Here is a 22766-nt window from a genome sequence, read left to right as displayed (position 1 = left end):
ACACCGCCGGGCCTTACAGCCCCGCCGCGTAAACCTTATATCGAGCACAGAAGCCCGTCCGAATTTGATCGGACGGGCTTCTTGGTGGGTATCATGGTTGGACGATCATAAGGAGGTTTTCCCTACATGGAATTGTTTGAGCCGATTCTTCATTTCTTTGAGCAACGGTGGGTCCACAACATCATCTGGGCCGTCATCTTGGCGATAGGCACCGCCGTCGCCGCCAAGGTCGTATCCAAGACCCTGAACCATCTGCTTAACCGAGACGATAACCCGCTTCCGGCATCGAGTATCTTCATCAACATCGCACGCGCCGTCATCTGGATGATTGGCGGCAGCTTTATCCTCGACAACTGCTTTGGCATTAACGCAAACGCGCTCGTCGCCGCTCTTGGCGTCGGCGGCATCGCCATCTCGCTCGGCTTTCAGGACACGCTGTCAAACCTTATCGGCGGCATGCAGGTGACCTTTATGGGCATCATCAAACCCGGCGACAATATCGAGGTCGGCGGCGTATCCGGCGTGGTCCAAGACATCACTTGGCGCCATACAACGATTGAGGATGCCTGTGGGCAGACCATCATCGTCCCCAACTCCAATATTTCCAAGAACACACTCGTGCATTTGATGCCCTTTGGGCGCGTGGCCGTCCCCGTCGCGGTGAAAGACCCCTCCAAATGGGCGTCTCTCGATGCGCTAGCAGACGAGCTCGTCAGCGCCACCAAAACGGCCGTTTCGCCAATCTCGGGCTTTGACAAGGAGCCCTACGTGCTCTTTAGCGAAATCGGCGACTTTGGCATCAAGGGCAAGATCATCTTTATCGTCAGCGACGACAGCACCACTTTTACGGCAGCCGACGCCTGCATTCGTGCCATCGCCCCCATCATTGTCTAAATCACCACAAAGGGGACAGGCATCGTTGTAGCGGTTTTCATTCGTGGTACCATGGTTCATATAGTTGTTTAAACGACTAAGGGAGCAACATCATGGAAGAGGCCTATCGTCAAGCACGCAAGCGCGGCGAGCAGGGACGCCGTCGCGCCATTAGCCAAAGCGAGCACCCGTACCTTACGGACCTCGACAGCCTCGTTGCCCAGCTCCCCTTAGGTCAGCGAGAGAATGTCGGCCTAAGGGATATTCCGCTCGAAATGGTCGTCGGCACGGTCACCAAAGGCCGCCAGTCCGCCTTTTCGTGTAACTTTATGCCCCTGCTTCCGTTTAGCACCGAGTTCGCCCGCAAGTGGTCCAACCTCTACGACATCCAGGTGACCGAGGGCTATCGCGACCCCGTCATCGTCACCGAGTTCATGCATCGGTTCTATGTCCAGGAAGGCAACAAACGCGTCAGTGTCCTCAAATTCCTAGACGCCCCGACGGTTTCGGCCAAGGTCACCCGTCTCTACCCCGGCACATGGGATTCCGTCGAAAGCCGCCTGTACGGTGAATTCTGCGCGTTTTGGCGCGTCTGCCCCCTATACGAGATCGAGTTCTCGCGTGAGGGAAGCTACGAAACGCTCGCCAAGATGCTCGGTCAGAACCTTATCGAAAAATGGCCGCAGAAAAAGGTCGACTACCTGCGCCACACCTTCCTGCTCTTTAAGCGCGCCTACCTTCGCGCAGGCGGCGACCACCTGGACATTACGCCTGCCGACGCCATGCTCGTGTACCTCAATGTGTACAACCAGGACCGCCTGCTGGATACGCCAACGGATATCGTCGTAAACCGCCTGTGCAAGATTTGGCGCGAGCTGGTCATCGCCGGCAAAAATGACGAGGACAAGGTTGATCTTGTCGAAGCACCGAGCGTCGATGAGGAAGAGTCGCCCGCCAAGTCCACCTCCGGCGTGCTCAACTTCTTTATGGGCAAGACCGTCTATTCGGCGGCCAACCCCCTGCGCATCGCCTTTATCCATGAGTTCCCCTGTGCGACGTCGAGCTGGGACAGCCTGCACGACCAAGGGCGTCAGTATCTCGATGAGCACTTTGACGGTATCGTGCACACCGAGGCGTTCGAGGACTGTCACGATCCGGACGTGTTCTACGCCGCCGTGGAAACGGCTGTCAAACATGGGGCAAACGTCATCTTCTCGACCTCGCACCGCCTGATGGAATACACGCTCAGGGCTGCCGTTGAGTATCCCCAGGTTCGGTTCCTCAACTGCTCTATCGGCCTTCCCCATCAAAGCGTCCGTTCGTACTTTGGCAAGATGTACGAGGCCAAGTTCCTCCTGGGCGCCCTTGCCGCCAGCATGGCGGACAACCACCGCATCGGCTACCACGCGTCGGTCTTCGCCTCGGGCGCGCTCAGCGAGATCAACGCCTTTGCGATTGGCGCCTCGCTGCTCGACCCCCGTGCGCAAATTATCCTGACTTGGGGCGATGTGCCCGCCGGAGGCCTTGCCGAGGCCATGTGCCGCGAAGGCGTGAGCGTCATGACCGGCGCCGATATGTCAAAGTCGCTGGAAGATCCCACCGCCTACGGGCTTCACCGCTTGGTCGATGGCAAGGTTACCGGCATCGCCATGCCCGTCTGGAACTGGGGGCGCTACTACGAGCTTATCGTGAAAAGCCTTCTTCACGGCACGTGGGACGAGACCAGCGACGACAACCAAGTGCGCGCTGTCAACTACTGGTATGGCATGAGCTCCGGCGTTATCGACATCCGTTACGCTCCGGGCCTACCCTACCAAACGCGCAAACTCGTGCAGTTGCTCCGCAACGGCATTGTTGAGGGATCCATCAACCCCTTTGGCGGCGAGCTCCACAGCCAGAACGGCGTGGTACAGATCGAAGGCTTCCCTCCGCTGCCGAGCACGCAGATTGTCGAGATGAATTGGCTGGCGGACAACGTGGTAGGCACCATTCCGCAACTCGACGATGAGCCGAAAGTCCACGCCCTATGAAAATCCTTGCCATAGCCGATACCGAAGAACGATGCCTATGGGAGTGCTTTCGCAAGGAGCGTTTTGAAGGTGTCGACCTGATTTTGTCCGCTGGCGATCTGGACCCGGATTATCTTGAGTTTTTGGTCACGGTCATCAACAAACCGCTCATCTACGTGCGCGGCAATCACGATGACCGCTACGCACGTCATGCACCGGGCGGCTGTATCTGCGTCGAAGACACCGTGTACGTGTATCGAGGCGTCCGCATTGCGGGGCTTGGCGGCTCCATGCGCTACCGAGATGGCGCCAACATGTACACCGAGCGCGAGATGGCCAAGCGCGTGCGCAAGCTGTCACACAAAGTGAAGATGGTCGGCGGCTGCGACATCCTGCTGACCCATGCGCCCGCCGCCGGCATGGGCGATCTGGATGATCTGCCACATCGAGGATTCGAATGCTTTAACACAGCGCTTGAGTCTTGGAGACCCGACTACATGGTGCACGGGCATGTGCACCAGAGCTACGGTCCCGATTTTCAGCGCGAGCGGCAACACGCGTGCGGGACGACGATTATCAACGCCTGCGGCTATACGCAGTTTGAGCTCGACGAAGCGCGCTACCCCATCCGTGGCTGGCAGGCAGCCTGGCTCAACTCGCAAACCATGCGCCGCGAGCTCAAACGCCACGAAGCCATCGAGCCCTCAACGGCCAGAACACCCTGGTAACCACCACAAAGAGGACACTGTCCCCTTTGTGGTGCTTTTGACGCGATAGCAAGAAACCCGGTCCTGCACGAGACAGAACCGGGTTTCTTTAGCAATGCTTGCTTTGCTCAGGCAGTAACTAGCAGTTACTCAGCCAGGAAGTCACGCTGGACAGCGGGATCGACCTTGACGCCAGGGCCCATGGTGGAAGACACGGAGATGGACTTGACGTACTTGCCCTTAGCAGAAGAGGGCTTGACGCGCAGAATCTCGGTGTACAGGGCAGCGTAGTTCTCGACGAGCTGCTGCTCAGAGAAGGACTTCTTGCCCAGGGGCACGTGGCAGATGCCGTAGCGGTCGGCGCGGTACTCAACGCGGCCAGCCTTGAGCTCGGAGACCATCTTGGCGACGTCCATGGTCACGGTGCCGAGCTTGGGGTTCGGCATGAGGCCACGGGGACCAAGGATCTTACCGATGCGGCCAACCTTGGCCATCATGTTCGGCGTAGCGATAGCGGCGTCGAAGTTGATCTCGCCCTTCTGAATCTGGGCGACGAGCTCGTCGGAACCGATGATGTCGGCGCCGGCAGCCTCAGCCTCACGGGCCTTCTCGCCCTCGGCGAAGACGGCAACACGAACGGTCTTGCCGGTGCCGTGGGGCAGGGAGATGGAACCACGGATGTTCTGGTCAGCCTTACGAGTATCGATGCCCAGACGGAAGTGAGCCTCGACGGTCTCGTCGAACTTGGCGGTGTCGAGCTCCTTGATGAGCTTGGCAGCCTGAAGGGGGGTGTAGAGCGTGGCGCGGTCGATCTTCTCGGCAGCGGCGTTATAGCTCTTACCATGCTTAGCCATGTGCATTACCTCCTGTGGTTAAACGGGCGTGAGCCCTCCCACATCGTATCGTGTGCCCTATTGCACACATTTAACGGGCGCCCCGGTCGGAGCACCCGCCGTTACCATAAGAAATCGCTACTCAGCGATGGTGACGCCCATGGAACGGGCGGTACCGGCGATGATCTTCTTGGCGGCGTCAATGTCGTTGGCATTGAGGTCCGGCATCTTGATCTCGGCGATCTTGGTGAGCTGCTCCTGGGAGAGCTGACCAACCTTGTCAGCCTGGGGCTTAGCGGAACCAGACTTGAGGTTCAGCTCCTTCTTGATAAGGTGAGCCGCCGGCGGGGTCTTGGTGATGAAGGAGAAGGACTTGTCCTCGTAGACAGAGATCTCAACGGGGATGATGTCACCCTTCTTGTCCTGCGTCTCGGCGTTAAAGGCCTGGCAGAACTGCATGATGTTCACGCCAGCAGCGCCCAGGGCGGGGCCGACGGGAGGAGCGGGGTTTGCTGCACCAGCAGGAATCTGGAGCTTAATGACGTTGGCAACCTTCTTCTCAGCCATGGTCATTCCTTTCGAATCACGAGTGTGAAGTACTTGCTATATCGTAAGCACGCACGTGTTAGAAGCACTCCTGAGATGAGCAGTCACAGAAGAAGCACGCTCGCGCGAACGGACGAAAACTTAAGCGATGACAGCGACCTGGTTAAAGTCGAGCTCGACCGGCGTCTCGCGGCCAAAGATCATCAGCGTGACCTTGAGCTTGCCAGCCTCGGTGTTAACCTCGGAGACCTTGCCATCAAAGTCGGTAAGCGGGCCATCGGTGACGCGGACGGACGTACCGACCTCAATATCAACCGAGGTGCGCTTGGGCGAATCGCCCTTACCGGGACGACGAGTCATCTTGTTGTACTCGTCGCGGGAAAGCGGAGCGGGCTTGCCGTTGCCGCCTAGGAAACCGGTGACGCCAGGCGTGTTACGAACACACGTCCAAGCATCGTCATCCATCTCCATGCGGACCAGGACATAACCCGGGAAGATCTTGGAATCCTTGGTCTCACGCTTGCCACCCTCTTTAATCTCGGTGACGCGCTCCATAGGAATCTCGATATCAAAGATACGGTCCTGCATGCCCATAGTCTCGATGCGATGCTCGAGATCGGACTTAACGCGGTTCTCGTATCCAGAGTAAGTGTGAACGACGTACCAACGCTTAGACATGGTTTAGCCCCTCAATCCAGAGAACAGAGCAAGAGCCTCGCCAAAGCCAGCATCGAGCAGAGCGATGACGACGCCGACGACGATCAGAGAAGCGCAAACAACAACCGAGTAGTTCACGAGCTCCTTCTTATCGGGCCACGTGACACGCTTCATCTCGGACTTGACCGAAGCGAAATACTTCTTGGTGCGGGCGAAGAAACCAGGCTTCTCGTTCTTCTTGGACTTCGCAGCCTTCTCGTTCTTCTTGGCAACGGCCTTCTTGGCCTCAACCTTGGAGTTGGCGGCAGCTTTGTTGGCAGGTGCCGGCTGCTGAGCCTTCTTCTTGTTCTTCTTGTTGGCCATTTGGGTTACCTCCGCGCAATGCGCTTATACATGAGTAAACCGTAAGCCCCCAAGTGGGAGCTTACGGAATAATGACTGGCACGCCAGGAAGGACTCGAACCCTCAACACTCGGTTTTGGAGACCGATGCTCTACCAATTGAACTACTGGCGTATGTGACTAGAGACTAGCGAGTCTCTTTGTGCAGCGTGTGGTGACGGCACCAGGGGCAATACTTCTTGATCTCCATACGATCAGGCATGGTCGACTTGTTCTTGGTGGTCGTATAGTTGCGGCGCTTGCACTCAGTGCACGCAAGAGTAACTAGAGTACGCATGTATCCTGAACCTTTCATTTCCGCCCCGTACGGGCACGAGTTGTTACTTTATCAGCTCCACGTAAGTGCTGTCAATGAAAACCTCGAGTCAATTGGTTCTCGGTGGATCCATTCATATTTGGAACACATCAATGAAGCCATCGAGAGCTAATCGACGGTGCATCCAGGACCATTATCGATCCTCTCGACACCAGCAACGGCTCAATATCCATTGCAGAAAAGAACCCGGCACCCATATAAGTGCCGGGTTCTCTAAGTCAGCTATATCAAAGAGCTAATTTACTCAATGATCGTGGAGACGATGCCCGAACCGACGGTGTGGCCACCCTCGCGGATAGCGAAGCGCAGGCCCTCCTCCATGGCGATCGGGTGGATGAGGTCGCCCTCGATGGTGATGTGGTCACCAGGCATAGCCATCTCGGTGCCCTCGGGGAGCTTGACCGTACCGGTAACGTCGGTGGTACGGAAGTAGAACTGAGGACGATAACCATCGAAGAACGGGGTGTGACGGCCGCCCTCCTCCTTGGTCAGAACGTAGATCTCACCGGTGAACTTGGTGTGCGGGGTAACCGAACCGGGCTTGCAGAGAACCTGGCCGCGCTCGATGTCCTCGCGCTTGATGCCGCGGAGCAGCAGACCGACGTTGTCGCCAGCCTCGCAGAAGTCCATGGACTTACGGAACATCTCGATACCGGTAACGACGGTGTTCTGGGTATCCTTGATGCCGACGATCTCGACGGGCTCGTTGAGCTTGAGCTCACCGCGCTCGACACGGCCGGTAGCAACGGTACCACGGCCGGAGATGGTCATAACGTCCTCAACGGCCATCAGGAACGGGAGGTCGTTGTTACGAGCAGGCGTCGGGATGTACTCGTCGACGGCCTTCATGAGCTCGCGGATAGCGTCCATCCACTTGGCGTCGCCCTCGAGAGCGCCCAGAGCGGAACCACGGATGACGGGGATGTCGTCGCCGGGGAAATCGTACTCGGAGAGGAGCTCACGGGTCTCCATCTCGACGAGGTCGATGAGCTCGTCATCGTCGACCATGTCGCACTTGTTCAGGAAGACGACGATGTAGGGAACGCCGACCTGACGGGCGAGCAGGATGTGCTCGCGGGTCTGAGCCATGGGGCCGTCGGTAGCGGCGATGACCAGGATAGCGCCGTCCATCTGAGCAGCACCGGAGATCATGTTCTTGACGTAGTCAGCGTGGCCCGGGCAGTCAACGTGAGCGTAGTGACGGGCAGCGGTCTCGTACTCAACGTGGGAGACGGAAATCGTAATGCCGCGCTCGCGCTCCTCGGGAGCCTTGTCGATGTTCTCGAACGCAGTGAAGTCAGCCTTGCAGCCCTCGGTCTCGGAGAGAACCTTGGTGATGGCAGCGGTCAGCGTGGTCTTGCCGTGGTCGACGTGACCAATGGTGCCGATGTTAACATGCGGCTTAGTGCGCTCAAACTTCTCTTTGGCCATAAAGCCCTCCTCTTAACAGGTCGTCCCCGGACGGGACTTTGCCTTTATACCATAGTGGCCTCTCAACATACTATTGAGAAGCCACCGTGTTACCTATGGTAGCGGTGACTGGATTCGAACCAGTGACGCCACGGGTATGAACCGTGTGCTCTAACCAACTGAGCTACACCGCCGGATGGAGCCTGCAACCAGACTTGAACTGGTGACCTCTTCGTTACCAACGAAGTGCTCTACCGACTGAGCTATACAGGCACTTGACGGGTGGGAGCTATAGGATTCGAACCTATGTAGGCAGAGCCAACGGGTTTACAGCCCGTCCCCATTAACCACTCGGGCAAACTCCCAATCGTTCAAGTATCCGCAGGTCCTTTGGTCTTTTGGACCGCCGCCCCCGCGAACGAAGAAGATAATACGATGCCACCTTGGGGGCTGTCAACGAAAACCTCTAGATACACGGTGCCGGGCGTATCTATATAGCCGTGACCTGCGGTTTTATTGAGTTTGGATATGAAGGACGGTGGTTTTGGATACTGAGGTGACGTTTCCCAAGGTAACACTTTGCTGTAGTGGAGTACACCTTCAGTATCGAACTTCGATACCAGCTTATTTGCACCTATATATAGGTCGAGATCGGGGCTTCCACGCCACGATCGAGCGTGGATTATCTCCCACTTTTAGCGCGGCTCTAAGGCCAAAGTGGCAGATTATCCACGTTCATTCTCCAGGCGAGAGAACTGTAAAGCCGCAACTACTCGGGCCAGGCCAAAGTAGACCCATAGAGCGGCTCCCCCTTGGTGCAGGGGTAGCGACTCAAGTAACACGACGATAGCAAGTCGAAAAAATAAGTCATGGCGTATTTCGAATAAACGCCGAGTCGGTCAATTCCGTTTCCCGCATTACCAAGACGATATACACGGTCAAAAGACCTCGATTTGTCATCGTTGCTAAACGCAGTAATTAGAATCTTCCTGCCCGAACGGCAATCAAGATACTCACGCGCCTGTGACGCAAATAGCCCGGAGACCGATACGAGAATTATCAATGACTGCGAAGCGTCTCCCATGTTTTTCAATTCCGCGACGTTAGCCCCAGCAACTATGCGAACTATCTTGCCCGCATAAAACATTTCCTGCTGAAATCGTACGAGATTGGCGCTCACATTATTGGTGCACCAGATTTCAACGTTTTTATGGCCATCAATTTCGTCGACAAGATGCTTAATAGCGATATCGGACACGCCGCTTTCAACCTCAGCGAACATCTCGATCATGCGAACGTCGAGCTCTGCCCTGTACTCCTCGTAGCCAAATTCCTCCTCTCGATGGCTTAAGTCGCTTGGAAAGACTGACTGAGTAAATGATTCTTTCAAATCGCTAAGAGACTGGTAGCCCAATCGATTGCAGAAACGACGAACAGCGGAACGAGTCACGAATGCATCGCGGGTTATTGCGGCAACATTGATTTCGCTCGAACGCCTAATGTGAGCGATGAGATATCGAGCGATGGCGGCATCGTTTGACCCAAACTCGCTGTTGATGATGGAGCTAATGCGATTGAGCACATCGAAGTCATTGATATTCACGTGATCCCTCTTTCCGCTCTCCTCGAAATCATGGTTCATTTATTGAATCAAACAGCTTTGGTCGTTCTCCTATGATTCAAATCAGTTGACGTCATCTTAATCATAATTCCGCCACACGTATCCACCGTGTTTTGAGTGATGGAAAGGGGATTCATGGGCAACGTGAACAACATGCCGTTTCTCTGGGGTTCCGCCACGGCGTCTTATCAGTGCGAGGGTGCCTGGAACGAAGACGGCAAAGGCCTTGGTGAGTGGGATTTCTTTAGCCACACAAGCAATAAGAACATCAACCATGTTGACGGTGATGTATCTTGCGACTTCTACCATCGCTATGAAGAAGATATCCGCATGATGAAAGAAGGCGGACAAAACACCTATCGCTTCTCTCTTTCATGGAGTCGAATCATCCCCACGGGTATCGGCGAAGTGAATGAAGAGGGTATCGATTTTTATAATCGGGTCATTGATTGCTGCCTCGAAAATGGCATAGAGCCCAACGTTACGCTGTTCCATTACGATCTGCCATTCACGCTTGCTTGCAAAGGCGGATGGCTGAACAACGACATGGCAGAGTGGTTCTGCAAATACGCCAAGATTTGCTTTGAGCGCTTTGGAGACCGCGTCAAAATCTGGGCTACCGTTAACGAGCCGCATTTCTACAGCTACTGCGTAAACATGTTGGGCAACTATCCCCCCAATCGATCGCTCGATGTTCAGTCGTACATGCAGTTTCAGTACAACCTGATGCGCGCAAGCGCACTCGCAGTCCGAGCATATCGTCAAATGGGCTACGACGGCATCATCGGCGCCGTCCACGATGGCGGCGTTGTCGAACTCGACCCGGCAACCGAGCACCCTGATGACGTATTTCGATACGCAGACTTTTTCGCCAATCGCATGATTCTGGCACCAGCGCTTCAGGGTCAACTGCCGCCAGAAATGGACGAAATCCTTGAAAAACTTGGCGTCTCGCTCTATCGATCCCCAAATGACGTAAAAGAATTCAGAGACGGTAAAGTCGATTTTATTGGACTCAACGTGTATTGCCGAGAGTATGTAACCGACTGGCACGGTGGAGAGCTTGCCGTTTCGGCGAACAATAAGGGCAGTTCGAGCAAAAGGGTCGAAGGAAAATGCATTGCGCCCTTGTTTGAAAGCGCCCGCGACAGCAATGTTCCCCGCAATAAATGGGGCCGCGAAATACTCCCAAGTTGCATGTATTCAACCATCATGGATGTCCACGAGCGCTATGACGCGCCCCGCATCTTTATTACGGAAAACGGACATGGCGCCTATGAGCAACCAGACACAGACGGAATGATCCACGATGATGACCGCATCGAGCTTCTGGGCCAGTTCATCGAGCACATGATGAGGGCTAAGCGCGACGGCGCGCGCGTTGAGGGTTACTACCTCTGGTCGACGATGGATCTGTATAGCTGGATCAACGGCTACGAAAAACGATACGGACTTGTCCATATCGACTTCGAGAACAATCTGGAGCGCACCCCCAAAAAGAGCTGGTATTGGTACCGAGACCTTATCTCGAAGTATCAGGAGCAGGAAGGTTAGGAGAAAGAGATGAAATATCAGGCAATGTCCGAAACAGTCCTAAAGGCTGTTGGCGGCAAAGAGAACATTACATCGGTAACTCATTGTGCGACACGCCTTCGCATCGACGCACGAGACACCTCGATCATCGATCTCCAGCTCGCCAAATCGGCCGATCAGGCGCTCGGGGCAGTAGTCAGCGGTGGCCAGCTTCAGGTGATCATCGGCCCAAACGTCACCGAGGCTTACAACGACTTCCTCGACTTCGCGGGAATCGAAGTCGGCGGTGGCACGGTTGCCGACGATGCCCAAACCGCCAAAGACCTTGCAGAAGGCATTAAAAGCGGTAACACCGCCATGGGCTTGATTGAGAAATTCGGGAACGTCTCTGCACAGGTATTCATGCCCATCGTCCCGGCGCTCATCGTTGGCGGACTCATTCTTTCGATCAAGAATCTCCTGGTCAATTATTGCGGATTAAGCACCGATAGCGGAACCGCCCAGGTCCTGTTGGCGATCTTTAGCGCTTCGTTTAGCTTCTTGCCCGTTTATCTTGGTTATCAGCTCGCAGCCGTCATGAAGATGCAGCCCATCATGGGCGCATTGCTGGGCGCGATCATGATCAGCTCGTCCATTAGCGGTGCCGAGGGTCTCGACTTTCTTGGTATCCCCATCCCGACGAACGACTATTCGAGTACGGTAGTGCCCATCGTACTGGGCGTTGTGTTCATGTACTTTGTCGACCGCAGCCTTCAGAAGATCATTCCCGACGTTACCAAACTGTTCTTGAAGCCGCTGCTCACCATGATCATCGTCGTGCCCGTCGAGCTGATTATCCTTGGCCCCGCCGGCAGCATGATGGGCTACGCGCTGAGTGATGCCGTCACGTGGCTTATGGACAACGTGGCATTTATCGCTACTCCGATCCTGGCAGCCCTTAACCCCTATTTCGTCATGCTCGGTCTCGATAAGGCTTACATCGCAATCGAAGTTACGAGCCTGGCGCAGCTCGGTTGGGCACCCATTATCTTTGGATTCATCTCGAACCTCTGCATTGGCGGCACGAGCCTCGCCCTGGCAACTGCCATGAAGGGAAACAAGGAGAAGAAGGGTATGGTCACCACGGTTGCCGTTACCGCACTCTGTGGCGTAACCGAGCCCGCGTTCTACGGTTGCCTCATCGAGCGTCCCCGCCTGCTTGTCGGCACGGCAATCGGCGCGCTCTGCGCTGGACTCCCTGCAGGCATCTTTGTCCTGAAAGAGTATGTTGCGGGAGCATGCCCCGGCCTTCTTTCGGCACTCATCTTTATCGCTCCCGATGGGTCCATGGGCAACTTCGTGCTGGCATGCGTTGTCGCCATCATCGCCATCGTCGTCTCTTTCATCGCTGCACGCGTAATCATCAAGAAGAACCCCAGCTATATTGAGTAGATGCCCGCTGTTTGCATTGGGGACATCCTCGGCAGACCATTAGCAAGAACCCAAGAAGTCCCTTAGGAGCTCGATTAATCCATTCGGATTCCTGAGGCACAAACGACCCCGATTCCACAATGAAATCGGGGTCGTTGTTTCTAAAGCCGTCGATAGACAATCGGTGTTTACCTTAGCTCCCTATCCAAGTTAATTATCCACGCTCGTTCTCCGGTCGGGAGATTTTCTTCGCTCGCGTGTCCAGAAATCCACGCTCGAGCAGGACATCCAGGTCCGCACCCGCCCTTGTCTCGATCTGTAACAGTAAGAGGCCTATTCCGCTTCTACATGTTACAGATCAAGATATTCCTAAAACACCCTAAGTTTCATCTCAATCTGTAACAGTTAGATGCCAAATATCGGTCTTGGTGTTACAGATTTAGACAAACTGGAGGACGAGACAAACCAAAAACGGGATGGGCGCTAACCCGATGGCGCACCACCTAAATAGAAACGGGCCCTGTCCCATATAGAGACAGAGCCCGAAACTCTCATGGAGCCAGTGACAGGAATCGAACCTGCAACCCACTGATTACAAATCAGTTGCGCTACCGTTGCGCCACACTGGCACACTTGGCGCTTTCGCGCGAAGCCAATTAAGAATAAAGGAATTGCCGACGAGGCGCAACAGGCCCTTCACCCGACCACATCTCAAAACTATTCGCCAGAACGAATAGTTTTAATTACAATTGGCTATATAAAACTATTCGTTCTGGCGAAGGGTTTCGCGATGTTGACTACCAAGGAAGCAGCCGAGCTGCTCGGCATCAGCCCGCGCAGGGTGCAGGAGCTCATTAAGAACGGCGCGCTGACCGCCCGCAAGGCTTCTGGCGTGTGGCTCATCGACAAAGACAGCGTAGACGCGCGACTCCGCTCCGCAACCAAAAGAGGGGGACGACCTCGTCGTGGGCATGGGAAAAGCGAAGTCGCATTTACCCTCATGAACCGCACGCACGAAGTAGCCCAACTGGTCTACAGCACATCGCGAAAAGACTTCACCCACATCGGCGCCGACGTCGATTACGCCCACGCCCCTATTGGAGTATTTGGCCCTAATAGCCCCATATCGCTCGACTCCTTCCGCATCTGGTGGCGCGGCCGCGGTATCCCGCTCGCACGCATTGGACTAGCCTCCCTGCTTGCAGAAGCCGCAGTCGATGTTCCCGATGAACTCGTCCAGCGAAATCTTGGCCTCTCCTTATCCGACCAGTATTGGATTAGGCCCCAAGACTCCGGTCTCGCGTGGGAAGATATCAATTTCTTCAATAATGCTTTTGACGACGTCTCTCTCAGCATCGCGCCCTTCGCCCCAGAGGGCAAGGCAGCTGCCGCAAAGCCCGATAACACCTCGGACGGCAATCTTCAAAAGTACTGGACATGCGAGGATGACCGTCGAATCCTCCACAAGGCAGGTGCACATCTAAGCCAGGAACCTTATAACGAGCTGGTGGCGACTGCACTTCACCGTCGCATCCTAAACGCTTGCGATTATGTGCCTTACTCGCTCGAGGGCACGGGCACTTCCGCCCTGAGCATATGCGATGTCTTCTTAACTGATGAAGAAGAGTATGTCCCTGCGTTCTATGTAAACCAGCATGCAAATGCAGACGAGCGACTAACCGATTACGAACGGTATGTAGCAAACTGCGAGGAGCTTGGAGCGACGGATATAAAAGACGCCCTTGACCGCATGATCGTATGCGATGACATCATTGCCAACTATGATCGCCATTGGCGCAACTTTGGCCTTGTGCGAAACGTAAACACGCTAGCCTGCAGACCTGCCCCTATCTTCGATTCGGGCTCATCACTCTGGTGCAACATATCACTAGAGGAGCTTAGGGCGGGAGAGCACAGTTTTACCAGCGCACAATTTCATTCAAGCCCCGCCAAACAAATGTTGCTCGTCGAGGACATGGGCTGGTTTGACGGCGACAAACTCGAGGGTTTCGTTGACGAGGCAATCGAAATCCTATCCAAAAACGACGCTCTTACAGCGAGACTGCCTTATCTAAAAGAGGCGCTAACATGGCGCCTCGAAAGAATGATCGACATCGCTGAATGGAGTTAGCGAGACAGCATCGCCCCGCCAACTCCCCTACCTCCCGCGCAGAGCTTTGAGCTTGGCCAGGGCCTCGGGGCTTAGACGGCTGCCCAGGGTCATCTTGATCTGCGGGGCCTCCTCGGCCTCGTGCACGTCGTTGTCGATCTGTTTGATCTCGTCCACCAGCATACGGCTCGAGATGCGCGTGACGCCCTTGCCCATGACGACGGCCTGGATCGTGCCGTCGCTCGATACCACGGAGCACGCGCGGCCTTCCTCGCGCGCCTCGATGCAGAGCTTTTGCACCACGGTATCGGCAGAAACGCCCGTCGGCGAAAACTCGATGCGCACGCCGCGGGCCGGCAGGTTGGGGCGCTCGTTGGAGATATTGCCCGCGCCGTCGAACACGATCACGGCCTCGTAGCGGCCCTGGGCAAAGGCGGCGACGTCGTTGATGAGGGCGGTGCGTGCCATATCGTGAACGTCGCTGGAATACGGATCGTCTGAATGGTCGTACACGAGCTTTTCGTAGCGCGGCGTGCAGTGGATCACGTTGTAGCCGTCGACCACCAGCAGCTCGGGCTTATTGGAGTGCACCGTCGAGACCGGGTCGGCGATGGCCTGCGCAAACGCATTGCCGCCCACGCCGTAGGTCGCGGCCGAAACAATCGGCTTGGCCGAGCCCTCGCCAAAGCGCTTGGCCTTGGACTTGGCACGGTTCTTTTTGGACATGCGCTACTCCTCCCCCATGAGCTCGCCGACGTTGCGGCGCAGCCACTCAAAGCACAGCGCCGTGGTCGCCTGGGCAACATTGAGGCTCTCGGTCATGCCGCGCTGGGGAAGCTTGGTCATAAAGTCGCATTTCTCGAGCACCAGGCGCGAGATGCCGTCGCCCTCGGAGCCCATGACGAGCGCCACGCGGCCCTCGAAGGGAGCATCCCAGCAGCTGCCCTCGGCGTGCTCGGAGGCGCCGCCCACCCAAAAGCCAGCGGCCTTGAGGTCGTCGAGTGCACGGGCGATATTGGGAACCTGCGCGATAGGCAGGTGCATGACGGCGCCGGCGGAAGTCTTGTAGCTGCCAACGGTCACGCCGGCAGCGCGCTTGTTGGCAATGATGACGCCCGCCGCGCCCACGACTTCGGCGGAGCGCACGATGGCACCAAAGTTGCCGTCGTCGGTCACATGGTCGAGCACAACGACAAGCGCCGGACCGTCGCCCGCGCGGTCGAGGATATCGGCAACATCAGCGTAAGGGAAGTTACCAACCTCGAGCGCAATGCCCTGGTGAGCGCCATGGCTCGACAGCGCATCGAGCTGCGCACGCGGCACATACTTAATGCGGACACCGGCGGCGTTGAGGTCATCGACCAGACGAGACAGGGCGGCATCGCGCTCCCCGCCCTCGGCGATGAGCGCACACTTGACGGGAAAGCCGGTACGCAGCGCCTCGGCGGCTGCACGACGACCTTCGATAAACTCGCCCTTGGGAGCCTGAACGTTGTCGCGGTTGCGATCGCGCTGCGGACGCGCAGCCTGGGCTTGGGAGCGCTCGCGCTGGCCCTTGGGAGCGGCAGCGCGGTCGTTGCGGCGAATCGGACGCGAGTCAGAAGCAGCCTGCTTGCCTCCACGCGGTGCACGCTTGCGATTGTCGGCCATAAAGCGACCTCCTAAATACATAACGAACAAGAATCGACCGTCCGAGCCACGGCACCTTGCCTTTCAATCGTCGGGCATGACCACCAGGTCTATGCCCTCCTCTTTCAAGGCAATCTGCCGCACCTCGAACGGTCAACAAATACTAGAGAGTCTTAATACGGGTGCCGGCGGTCGTATCCTCGATCGTCAGGCCCAGGTCCTTGAGCTGGTCGCGGATGGCGTCGGCCAGATCCCAGTTCTTGGCGGCGCGGGCCTCGGCGCGGGCCTCGAGAATCTTGGCAGCGGCCTCGTCCACGTCGTCACCCGTGTAGGCAACCAAACCGGCGGCAACGCCCAGCAGGCCCAGCGGCAACTCGACCTTGGGCTCGGGGAGCTCAACGCCAAGCGTATCGAGCAGCTCGGCCAGCGTGTCGGCGGCGGCAAGCGCGGCGGCCTTGTCGGCAGCGTCGCCCGCCTGCTCCAGGTACTGGTTGCACTCGGTCACAAAGCCAAAGACGGCACCCATGGCACCAGCGGTGTTAAAGTCGTCGTCCATGCACTCCTTAAAGGTGGCACGAGTCTCGGCGGCCTTGGCGGCAAACGCCTCGGCGGCAGCCGCATCGGCATCGGCCGTCGCATGGTTCGCGGCCCAGCGCAGGTTCTCGACCGTACCGGCGATACGCGTGAGCGAGTTCTCGGCACCCTCCAGGCGCTCCCAAGAAAAGTCGAGCGGCGAGCGATAGCTCGTCTGCAGCATCAGCAGGCGCAGGGCGGCAGCGGAGTGCTGTTCGAGGACCTCGGCCAGCGTAAAGAAGTTGCCGAGTGACTTGGACATCTTCTCGCCGTCAACCAGCAGCATGCCAGTGTGCATCCAGGTGTTGGAAAAACCCTGGTGCCAGGCGCAGGTGGCCTGGGCGCACTCGTTCTCGTGATGCGGGAAAGCAAGATCGGAGCCACCGCCGTGGATATCGATCGGGGTACCCAGGTAGCGATGCACCATGGCGGCGCACTCGGTGTGCCAACCGGGACGGCCCTCGCCCCAGGGGCTCGGCCAGCTGGGCTCGCCCGGCTTGGCGGCCTTCCACAGGGCAAAGTCGAGCGGGTCGTTCTTGTCCTCGTTCTCCTCGATGCGCGCGCCAACCATAAGGTCGTCGATGTTGCGGCCCGAGACCTGACCATAGTAGGGATCGCTGCGCACGGCAAAGTACACATCGCCGTTATCGGCTGCGTAAGCGTGGCCCTGCTCGATAAGCGTCTTGATCATGGCGATCATGGGGCCGATCTCCTTGGTGGCGCGGGGGCGCACATCGGGATCGAGCACGTTGGCGGCGCGCATGACGCCGATGAACTTGTCGGAGAACTCCGTCGCGACCTCGGCGGCAGTGCGGCCCTGCTCGTTGGCGCGCTTGATGATCTTGTCATCGACATCGGTGAGGTTCTGGGCGAACGTGACCTCGTAGCCGCTCGCGATGAGCCAGCGACGAATCACGTCAAAGCTGATGAACGTGCGGGCATTGCCGATGTGGATGTTGTCGTAGACCGTGGGGCCGCACACGTACATGCGGACCTTGCCGGACTCGATGGGCTGGAACTCTTCCTTTTTATGGGTAGCGCTGTTGTAGATACGCATTCGTTACTCCTTAACGGTTTTCTGTAGCAGGCAGACGGCCCAGGCGCCGACTCCCTCGCCCTGGCCTTCCCAACCGAGCTTTTCGGTCGTAGTGGCGGCGACGCCCACGTTTTCGACGTCAACGCCCAAGGCATGGGCGAGGTTGGCGCGCATGGCATCGCGGTGCGGGGTGATCTTAGGCTGCTGGCAGGCAATGGTGCAATCGGCATCGACAAACTCGAAGCCCAGCTCGCGCGCATAGTCCATCACGCGAGCGAGCAGCACCATCGAGTCGGCGCCCTCATAGGCGGGATCGGTGTCGGGGAATAGCTTGCCGATGTCTCCCCCGCGGCAGGCGCCCAGAATGGCGTCGGCCAAGGCGTGCGCGAGCACATCGGCATCCGAGTGGCCCAGCAGGCCGCGCTCGTAGGGAATGTCGACCCCGCCGATGATACATCGACGCCCCTCCACCAGACGGTGGACGTCGTAGCCATGGCCAATGCGCAGGTTACTGAACATGGGGAAGGTCCTCTCCCTCGGCCATACGGCCAAGCAGAATCGCGGTTACGGGACGCAGATCCTCGGGCACCGTCACCTTAAGGTTATCGCGCGGGCTCTGGACACAGCGGACGCGCCCGCCCATGCGCTCGACCAGCGATGAATCGTCGGTCCCGATAAAGCCCTCGGCGATAGCAGCGGCATGGGCACGCTTCATGGCGTCGACGCTAAAGATCTGCGGCGTCTGCGCAGCCCAATAGAGCTCGCGCGGCGGCGTCTCGACGATATTATCGCCGTCGACGATCTTGAGCGTGTCGATCGCGGGCTGACCGCACACGACACCGTCGAGGGCGCGGTCGCTCACGAGCACGTCGATAGCGTGATCGATCGCCTCGGTAGTAATGAGCGGACGAGCGCCGTCGTGGATGGCAACGTATTCAAAGCCCGCCGGAGCCGCATGCACGCCGGCACGGGTGGAATCCTGACGGGTATCGCCGGCATCGGCAAAGCTGATGGGCGTGTCATAGTCAAACGGGTCAATGGCCAGGCGGCGCATCTCGGCACGGCGCTCGGCAGGACACACCACCACGATGTGGCCGACCTTGTCGCTACGATCGAACGCGCAGATGGACCAGCTCATGAGTGGACGGCCCGCCACGTTAACGAGCTGCTTGCCACCGGGGTTACCAAAGCGCTGGCCGCTGCCGCCGGCAACGACCACGGCGCATACGGGCGCCATTATGCGTTCCCCTGTTTGGTGCCCTTCATGCGGTACAGCGAGTCCGCAAGAATGGCAGGGTTGTTAACACCAAAGTCGCCCAGGCGCTCCGGATCCTCGCTGATGTCATCCATGAGCTCCTGCAGCGAGCCGTACTCGTCGACGATCTTCTCGGCCACGCCGTCGCGCACGACGGACACGCGCGAAAGCGTGCGCAGGCCCAGCGGTGTCATGACGGAGTCCTCGTCCAGGTCGTCATAGCCCAGAACTGCCGCCACGTGCTGCGGGTCAGACAGGTCCTTAGGCGTCATGCGACTCAGCTCGGCGCGAATCTTCTCGGCGTTGGCCTCAGAGGAATCGCTTGCGTAGTCGCGGATCATCAAGTCGTATTCGGTATCCATGCTGGAGCCCGCGAGCTGCTCAAGCTGCATCTGCACGAGCTTGCCCTGGTTACCCAGCTTGACGATGCAATCCTTAAGCTCGGTCTTTGCCTGTTGCATGATCTCGAAACTCGAGAAAATGCCGGTGATGTCGGCGAGCGTGACGTAGTCGTCGAGCTCGAGGGCCGTCAGGCGCAGCAAGGAGCGGTCGAGCGACTGACGGGTGGTCTGGAGCGTGGCGACGAGCTGGTTGACCGAGCTCATGATGGTGGTGACGGGCTGGATCTCGTAGCTCTTGCCGTGAACGTACACGTTAACGACGGCGCGACGGGCCGAGACCGAGATCACGATGGCATCGGTGAGCACCGACATGCGAGCGGCAGTACGGTGACGCATGCCCGTCTCACTCGTGGCAAGCGAGGGATCGGGATTGAGGTGGAAGTTGGCGCGCAGGATCTGGGTGAGGTCGCCATCGATAACGATGGCGCCGTCCATCTTGGAAAGCTCGAACAGACGGTTCGAAGTAAACGAAATGTTGAGCGGGAAGCCGTCGTTACCGGCAGCGAGCACGTTTTCGGTGTCGCCGACGCAGATAAGGGCGCCCAGGTGACCGGCGATGATCATGTCGAGGGCGGTGCGGATCGGCTGACCAGGTGCCGTCAGGCGGATGGCCTGTTCCATACGCTTTTGCAGCTCGTTCTTATCCAAGGCATCGCTCCCATCGTATACGCTCCATAAACGCTAAATAGTTTCTCACGGTTTGTCCCTGCGGCGCTTGCGAAATCCGATGCTTACAGAATGAGCGAACACAGCTGAGAGCCCAACCCAAATCAGCTGTTCATGTGGCAGCATCGGGATTCGCATAAATGAGGGAGTAGTCGCGTGACCGGATTCGCCTCCGGTGGCGCGGTAAGTCAACACACTGGCCGATGCGGCCTGGCTTGCCTTAATGAACGAGACTCGTGGCTGTGCGCACAACGCGTACGCCACGGGTCTTTTTTGTTACTCCCCCAAGAGGTACACGCGGGCCCGCCCGCAGAGAGGGAGCCAGACTATGGGACTCGCAGAGCTCGTATTGCTCGCTATCGGCCTTTCGATGGACGCCTTTGCCGTATCCATCTGCAAGGGCCTTGGCATGAAGAAGATCAACCTTAAGGTCGCCGTAGTGCTCGGCTTGTTCTTTGGCGGCTTTCAGGCCGGCATGCCCGTAATCGGATGGGCGCTCGGCAGTCAATTCATGGGCATCATCGGACCCATCGACCATTGGATCGCCTTTATCCTGCTCGCCTTCATCGGCGGCAAAATGCTGTGGGAAGCCTTTACCGAGGACGAGGATGAAGGCGACGGCAAGGATGCCGAAAAGATTGACCTGGGCGAGTACCTGATCCTCGCCATCGCCACCTCGATTGACGCCCTGGCCGTGGGCATCTCGTTCGCCGCGCTTTCCGTCGACATCGTTCCCGCCGTGTCGCTCATAGGCATCACGACCTTCATCTTCTCCGTTGCCGGCGTGGCGATTGGCCGCATCTTTGGCGCGCGCTACGAAAAGCCCGCCACCATCGTGGGCGGCGTTGTGCTCATCCTCATCGGCCTCAAGATTTTGCTGGAGCACCTAGGGATTTTAGTGCTGTAAAACACCCTTCAAAACTAAACGTCCGTATAAGGCCTCATGCAGAGTTTTGCATGAGGCCTTTTCATGCAGACTTTTGCATGTCATACTAGGATGCAAAAGCCTGCACGTTAGGAGATAGCCGTGGATACCCTTCCCATCACCACACCACGCCAAGCTGGCATCTACGTGCGCCAGGCACGCGAGACTCAGGGTCTCACCCGTGCCACCCTCGCCAAAAAGGCCGGTGTTTCGGAGCGCCTGCTCGCATCGCTCGAGCTGGGAGATGCCACGGGCATTCGGCTCGACAAGCTGTTGACCGTCTTTAACGCACTCGGCATAGGTCTCTTTGCGCAAAGCGATAACGACTCCATCGCATCACCCTCCGAACATCCGATGACGATAGCGGACCTCCCTATCGCGAACTCGAATGCCCTGCCAAAGCCAAGCGTAGGCAGACGACCCGCTCGACAAGGAACGCCAGCTTTCTATGGTGCCTTGCTGGCCCAAATCGCAGCCGAGCAAGGCCTTTCCAGCACTTCAGACCTCTCCTTTGGCTGTAAGGTTGTGAAATAAATGGCAGAAATGGAGCTTGCGACCCTCATTTGTGGCGAAATCGCCGGCACTCTCCGCCAAGACGAGCATGGACTCTGCAGCTTTGCATACGCCCCAACCTATCGCGGAGCACCGTTATCGCTAACAATGCCGCTTTCCAATCGCACGTATGGCCATAGCATCGTCCGCCCGTTCCTATTTGGCCTTTTGCCCGACAGTCAAGAGCAGCGTCGCGCTATTGCCACCGAGCATGATGTTGCATCCAACAACCCCGTCGCCCTCTTGTGCCATATCGGTCTAGACTGCGCGGGGGCCGTTCAGTTTTGTCGAGCCGATCAATTAGACGCCGCCCGCGGCAGGGTCTCGGCATACCGCCCGCTTACCAATTCTCAAATCGCTCACAAGCTCAAAGCAATTCGCGATGACGAAAGAGAGACATGGATGGGCTCCAACGAAAGCTGGTCCCTGGGCGGCAATCAAGGCAAATTTGCACTAGCTTGGCATGATGGCCAATGGTGCGAATGTCTAGGGTCATCCCCCACTACCCATATCTTCAAAAATGGTGTCGTTGGGTTCAAACATCAGGCCTTAAACGAATTCGTCTGCATGAAAACGGCTCGGCGTGTTGGCATTCCAACTGCCAACGTCTCCTATTACACATTTGAAGACGAAGCCGCGCTCGTCGTTGAACGGTACGACAGAATGGTCAATAGCAGCGGAAATATCGAAAGGCTGCATCAGGAGGACTTTTGCCAGGCGCTCGGTGTATTGCCAATCCAGAAATACACCGCCGACGGAGGACCAACTACACGAGACATCCAAGAACGACTGATTAACACAGTCCCCCACCACATGAATCTTGTGCTTTTTACCTATATGTTGTTCTATAACGCCATTATCGGAGCGCCTGACGCACACGCTAAAAACTACTCGCTCATCCTTGGCAAAGGCACAAACGCGGCGCTCGCACCCATGTACGATGTCGCATCGGGGCTGGCATACGAGCGCATGCGCCGCCGGGCGCGCCTTGCCATGAGCGTTGGCGGCGAAAATCGTGTGGGGCGCATCGGTCCAGGCGCTATCCGCCGATACCACGGTATGGGCGACCCCGCGCTGGAGGCGGCACTCACCGATGCCGGGCTATCCGAGAAGTTTTGCTTTGCGACCATGATGGACCTCGCCTACGAGGTGCCCATTTGCATGGAAGAGGTCATGGACGAATACGCCGACCTGCCCGGCATGGCGGACCTGCGCGAGCATATGCTCGGCCCCGTCCGCGAAAACTGCCAGCGCACCCTCGACCTCATCAAGGCAGAAATGGACTAGGTGGCCTTAATTTCGC

General features: G+C 57.5%; 22 protein-coding genes and 5 tRNA genes. 9 read left to right on the top strand and 18 right to left on the bottom strand.

Annotated elements, in window-relative coordinates:
* Positions 1–126 precede the first annotated feature (126 nt).
* The 3 genes from I4W09_RS05210 (at position 127) to I4W09_RS05200 (ending at position 3610) form a co-directional block, all read left to right on the top strand.
* Entirely contained in the window at positions 127–894 is a 768-nt protein-coding gene (locus I4W09_RS05210; RefSeq protein ID WP_196032545.1) for a mechanosensitive ion channel family protein, read from the top strand.
* A gap of 92 nt (positions 895–986) precedes the next feature.
* Positions 987–2903 carry a BMP family ABC transporter substrate-binding protein gene (locus I4W09_RS05205; protein ID WP_196032542.1) on the top strand — a complete coding sequence of 639 codons (1917 nt, stop codon included), beginning with the start codon at positions 987–989 and terminating at the stop codon, positions 2901–2903.
* Positions 2900–3610: a metallophosphoesterase family protein gene (locus I4W09_RS05200; protein WP_196032539.1), complete on the top strand. Its 711-nt coding sequence runs from the start codon at positions 2900–2902 to the stop codon at positions 3608–3610. The genes I4W09_RS05205 and I4W09_RS05200 overlap by 4 nt, the downstream gene beginning before the upstream one ends.
* A 125-nt stretch (positions 3611–3735) precedes the next feature.
* On the opposite strand, the gene rplA is transcribed toward I4W09_RS05200, so the two are convergent.
* The 11 genes from rplA to I4W09_RS05145 all read right to left on the bottom strand — a co-directional run bounded on the left by rplA (position 3736) and on the right by I4W09_RS05145 (position 9355).
* A complete protein-coding gene (gene rplA, locus I4W09_RS05195; protein ID WP_022093892.1) occupies positions 3736–4443 on the bottom strand; it encodes a 50S ribosomal protein L1 in 708 nt (235 codons plus the stop codon).
* Between the two features lie 117 nt (positions 4444–4560).
* Complete coding sequence (rplK, locus tag I4W09_RS05190; protein ID WP_022093893.1) at positions 4561–4989, bottom strand: 50S ribosomal protein L11; 429 nt, start codon at positions 4987–4989, stop codon at positions 4561–4563.
* 120 nt (positions 4990–5109) lie between these two features.
* Positions 5110–5646: a transcription termination/antitermination protein NusG gene (gene nusG / locus I4W09_RS05185; RefSeq protein ID WP_099432095.1), complete on the bottom strand. Its 537-nt coding sequence runs from the start codon at positions 5644–5646 to the stop codon at positions 5110–5112.
* 3 nt (positions 5647–5649) lie between these two features.
* Positions 5650–5988 carry a preprotein translocase subunit SecE gene (gene secE / locus I4W09_RS05180; protein ID WP_035137537.1) on the bottom strand — a complete coding sequence of 113 codons (339 nt, stop codon included), beginning with the start codon at positions 5986–5988 and terminating at the stop codon, positions 5650–5652.
* Positions 5989–6064: 76 nt separating this feature from the next.
* Positions 6065–6140, bottom strand: a tRNA-Trp gene (locus I4W09_RS05175).
* Between the two features lie 13 nt (positions 6141–6153).
* Positions 6154–6303, bottom strand: coding sequence for a 50S ribosomal protein L33 (gene rpmG, locus I4W09_RS05170; RefSeq protein ID WP_022093895.1), 150 nt, complete (start codon positions 6301–6303; stop codon positions 6154–6156).
* Between the two features lie 279 nt (positions 6304–6582).
* Positions 6583–7773, bottom strand: coding sequence for an elongation factor Tu (tuf, locus tag I4W09_RS05165; RefSeq protein ID WP_035137538.1), 1191 nt, complete (start codon positions 7771–7773; stop codon positions 6583–6585).
* A 96-nt stretch (positions 7774–7869) separates the two neighbouring features.
* Positions 7870–7946, bottom strand: a tRNA-Met gene (locus I4W09_RS05160).
* Positions 7947–7949: 3 nt separating this feature from the next.
* Positions 7950–8025: transfer RNA gene (locus I4W09_RS05155), tRNA-Thr, on the bottom strand.
* A gap of 10 nt (positions 8026–8035) precedes the next feature.
* A tRNA-Tyr gene (locus I4W09_RS05150) sits at positions 8036–8117 on the bottom strand.
* A gap of 404 nt (positions 8118–8521) precedes the next feature.
* Positions 8522–9355 carry a MurR/RpiR family transcriptional regulator gene (locus I4W09_RS05145; RefSeq protein ID WP_070100711.1) on the bottom strand — a complete coding sequence of 278 codons (834 nt, stop codon included), beginning with the start codon at positions 9353–9355 and terminating at the stop codon, positions 8522–8524.
* A 153-nt stretch (positions 9356–9508) separates the two neighbouring features.
* On the opposite strand from I4W09_RS05145, the gene I4W09_RS05140 reads away from it, so the two are divergent.
* Together I4W09_RS05140 and I4W09_RS05135 are read left to right on the top strand one after the other, a co-directional pair.
* Positions 9509–10927: a glycoside hydrolase family 1 protein gene (locus tag I4W09_RS05140; RefSeq protein ID WP_161145281.1), complete on the top strand. Its 1419-nt coding sequence runs from the start codon at positions 9509–9511 to the stop codon at positions 10925–10927.
* A 9-nt stretch (positions 10928–10936) separates the two neighbouring features.
* On the top strand, positions 10937–12337 hold the full coding sequence (locus I4W09_RS05135; RefSeq protein WP_161145280.1) for a PTS transporter subunit EIIC: 1401 nt from the start codon (positions 10937–10939) through the stop codon (positions 12335–12337).
* A 533-nt stretch (positions 12338–12870) separates the two neighbouring features.
* Here I4W09_RS05135 and I4W09_RS05130 read toward each other — a convergent pair.
* Positions 12871–12945, bottom strand: a tRNA-Thr gene (locus tag I4W09_RS05130).
* A gap of 161 nt (positions 12946–13106) precedes the next feature.
* Here I4W09_RS05130 and I4W09_RS05125 point away from each other — a divergent pair.
* On the top strand, positions 13107–14447 hold the full coding sequence (locus I4W09_RS05125) for a DNA-binding protein (protein ID WP_196032534.1): 1341 nt from the start codon (positions 13107–13109) through the stop codon (positions 14445–14447).
* A 27-nt stretch (positions 14448–14474) separates the two neighbouring features.
* Here the strand turns inward: I4W09_RS05125 and I4W09_RS05120 are convergent, their stop codons facing one another.
* The 6 genes from I4W09_RS05120 to disA form a co-directional block, all read right to left on the bottom strand.
* Positions 14475–15152 (bottom strand): NYN domain-containing protein, encoded by a 678-nt coding sequence (locus I4W09_RS05120; protein ID WP_117786129.1) that lies wholly within the window; start codon positions 15150–15152, stop codon positions 14475–14477.
* A 3-nt stretch (positions 15153–15155) separates the two neighbouring features.
* On the bottom strand, positions 15156–16076 hold the full coding sequence (gene rlmB / locus I4W09_RS05115) for a 23S rRNA (guanosine(2251)-2'-O)-methyltransferase RlmB (protein ID WP_196032531.1): 921 nt from the start codon (positions 16074–16076) through the stop codon (positions 15156–15158).
* A 142-nt stretch (positions 16077–16218) separates the two neighbouring features.
* Positions 16219–17685 carry a cysteine--tRNA ligase gene (cysS, locus tag I4W09_RS05110; RefSeq protein ID WP_196032528.1) on the bottom strand — a complete coding sequence of 489 codons (1467 nt, stop codon included), beginning with the start codon at positions 17683–17685 and terminating at the stop codon, positions 16219–16221.
* A gap of 3 nt (positions 17686–17688) precedes the next feature.
* Positions 17689–18183, bottom strand: a complete 495-nt coding sequence (gene ispF, locus I4W09_RS05105) for a 2-C-methyl-D-erythritol 2,4-cyclodiphosphate synthase (RefSeq protein ID WP_152077139.1) — start codon at positions 18181–18183, stop codon at positions 17689–17691.
* On the bottom strand, positions 18173–18901 hold the full coding sequence (gene ispD, locus I4W09_RS05100) for a 2-C-methyl-D-erythritol 4-phosphate cytidylyltransferase (RefSeq protein WP_196032525.1): 729 nt from the start codon (positions 18899–18901) through the stop codon (positions 18173–18175). Before ispD ends, ispF begins: the two co-directional genes overlap by 11 nt.
* Positions 18901–19941, bottom strand: coding sequence for a DNA integrity scanning diadenylate cyclase DisA (gene disA, locus I4W09_RS05095; protein WP_369796797.1), 1041 nt, complete (start codon positions 19939–19941; stop codon positions 18901–18903). The genes ispD and disA overlap by 1 nt, the downstream gene beginning before the upstream one ends.
* Positions 19942–20314: 373 nt before the next feature.
* Between disA and I4W09_RS05090 the strand changes: the two genes are divergently transcribed.
* The 3 genes from I4W09_RS05090 (at position 20315) to I4W09_RS05080 (ending at position 22750) form a co-directional block, all read left to right on the top strand.
* A complete protein-coding gene (locus I4W09_RS05090; RefSeq protein ID WP_196032522.1) occupies positions 20315–20893 on the top strand; it encodes a manganese efflux pump MntP in 579 nt (192 codons plus the stop codon).
* A 120-nt stretch (positions 20894–21013) separates the two neighbouring features.
* Entirely contained in the window at positions 21014–21445 is a 432-nt protein-coding gene (locus I4W09_RS05085; RefSeq protein ID WP_196032519.1) for a helix-turn-helix domain-containing protein, read from the top strand.
* Complete coding sequence (locus I4W09_RS05080) at positions 21446–22750, top strand: type II toxin-antitoxin system HipA family toxin (protein ID WP_055250328.1); 1305 nt, start codon at positions 21446–21448, stop codon at positions 22748–22750. It begins immediately after the preceding gene.
* The last annotated feature ends 16 nt before the right edge of the window (positions 22751–22766 follow it).

It is taken from the genome of Collinsella aerofaciens (assembly GCF_015670795.1).
GTDB classification, from domain to species: domain Bacteria; phylum Actinomycetota; class Coriobacteriia; order Coriobacteriales; family Coriobacteriaceae; genus Collinsella; species Collinsella aerofaciens_Q.
The sequence above is the reverse complement of the archived record's forward strand: the minus strand, read 5'-3'. Positions and strand labels throughout refer to the sequence as shown.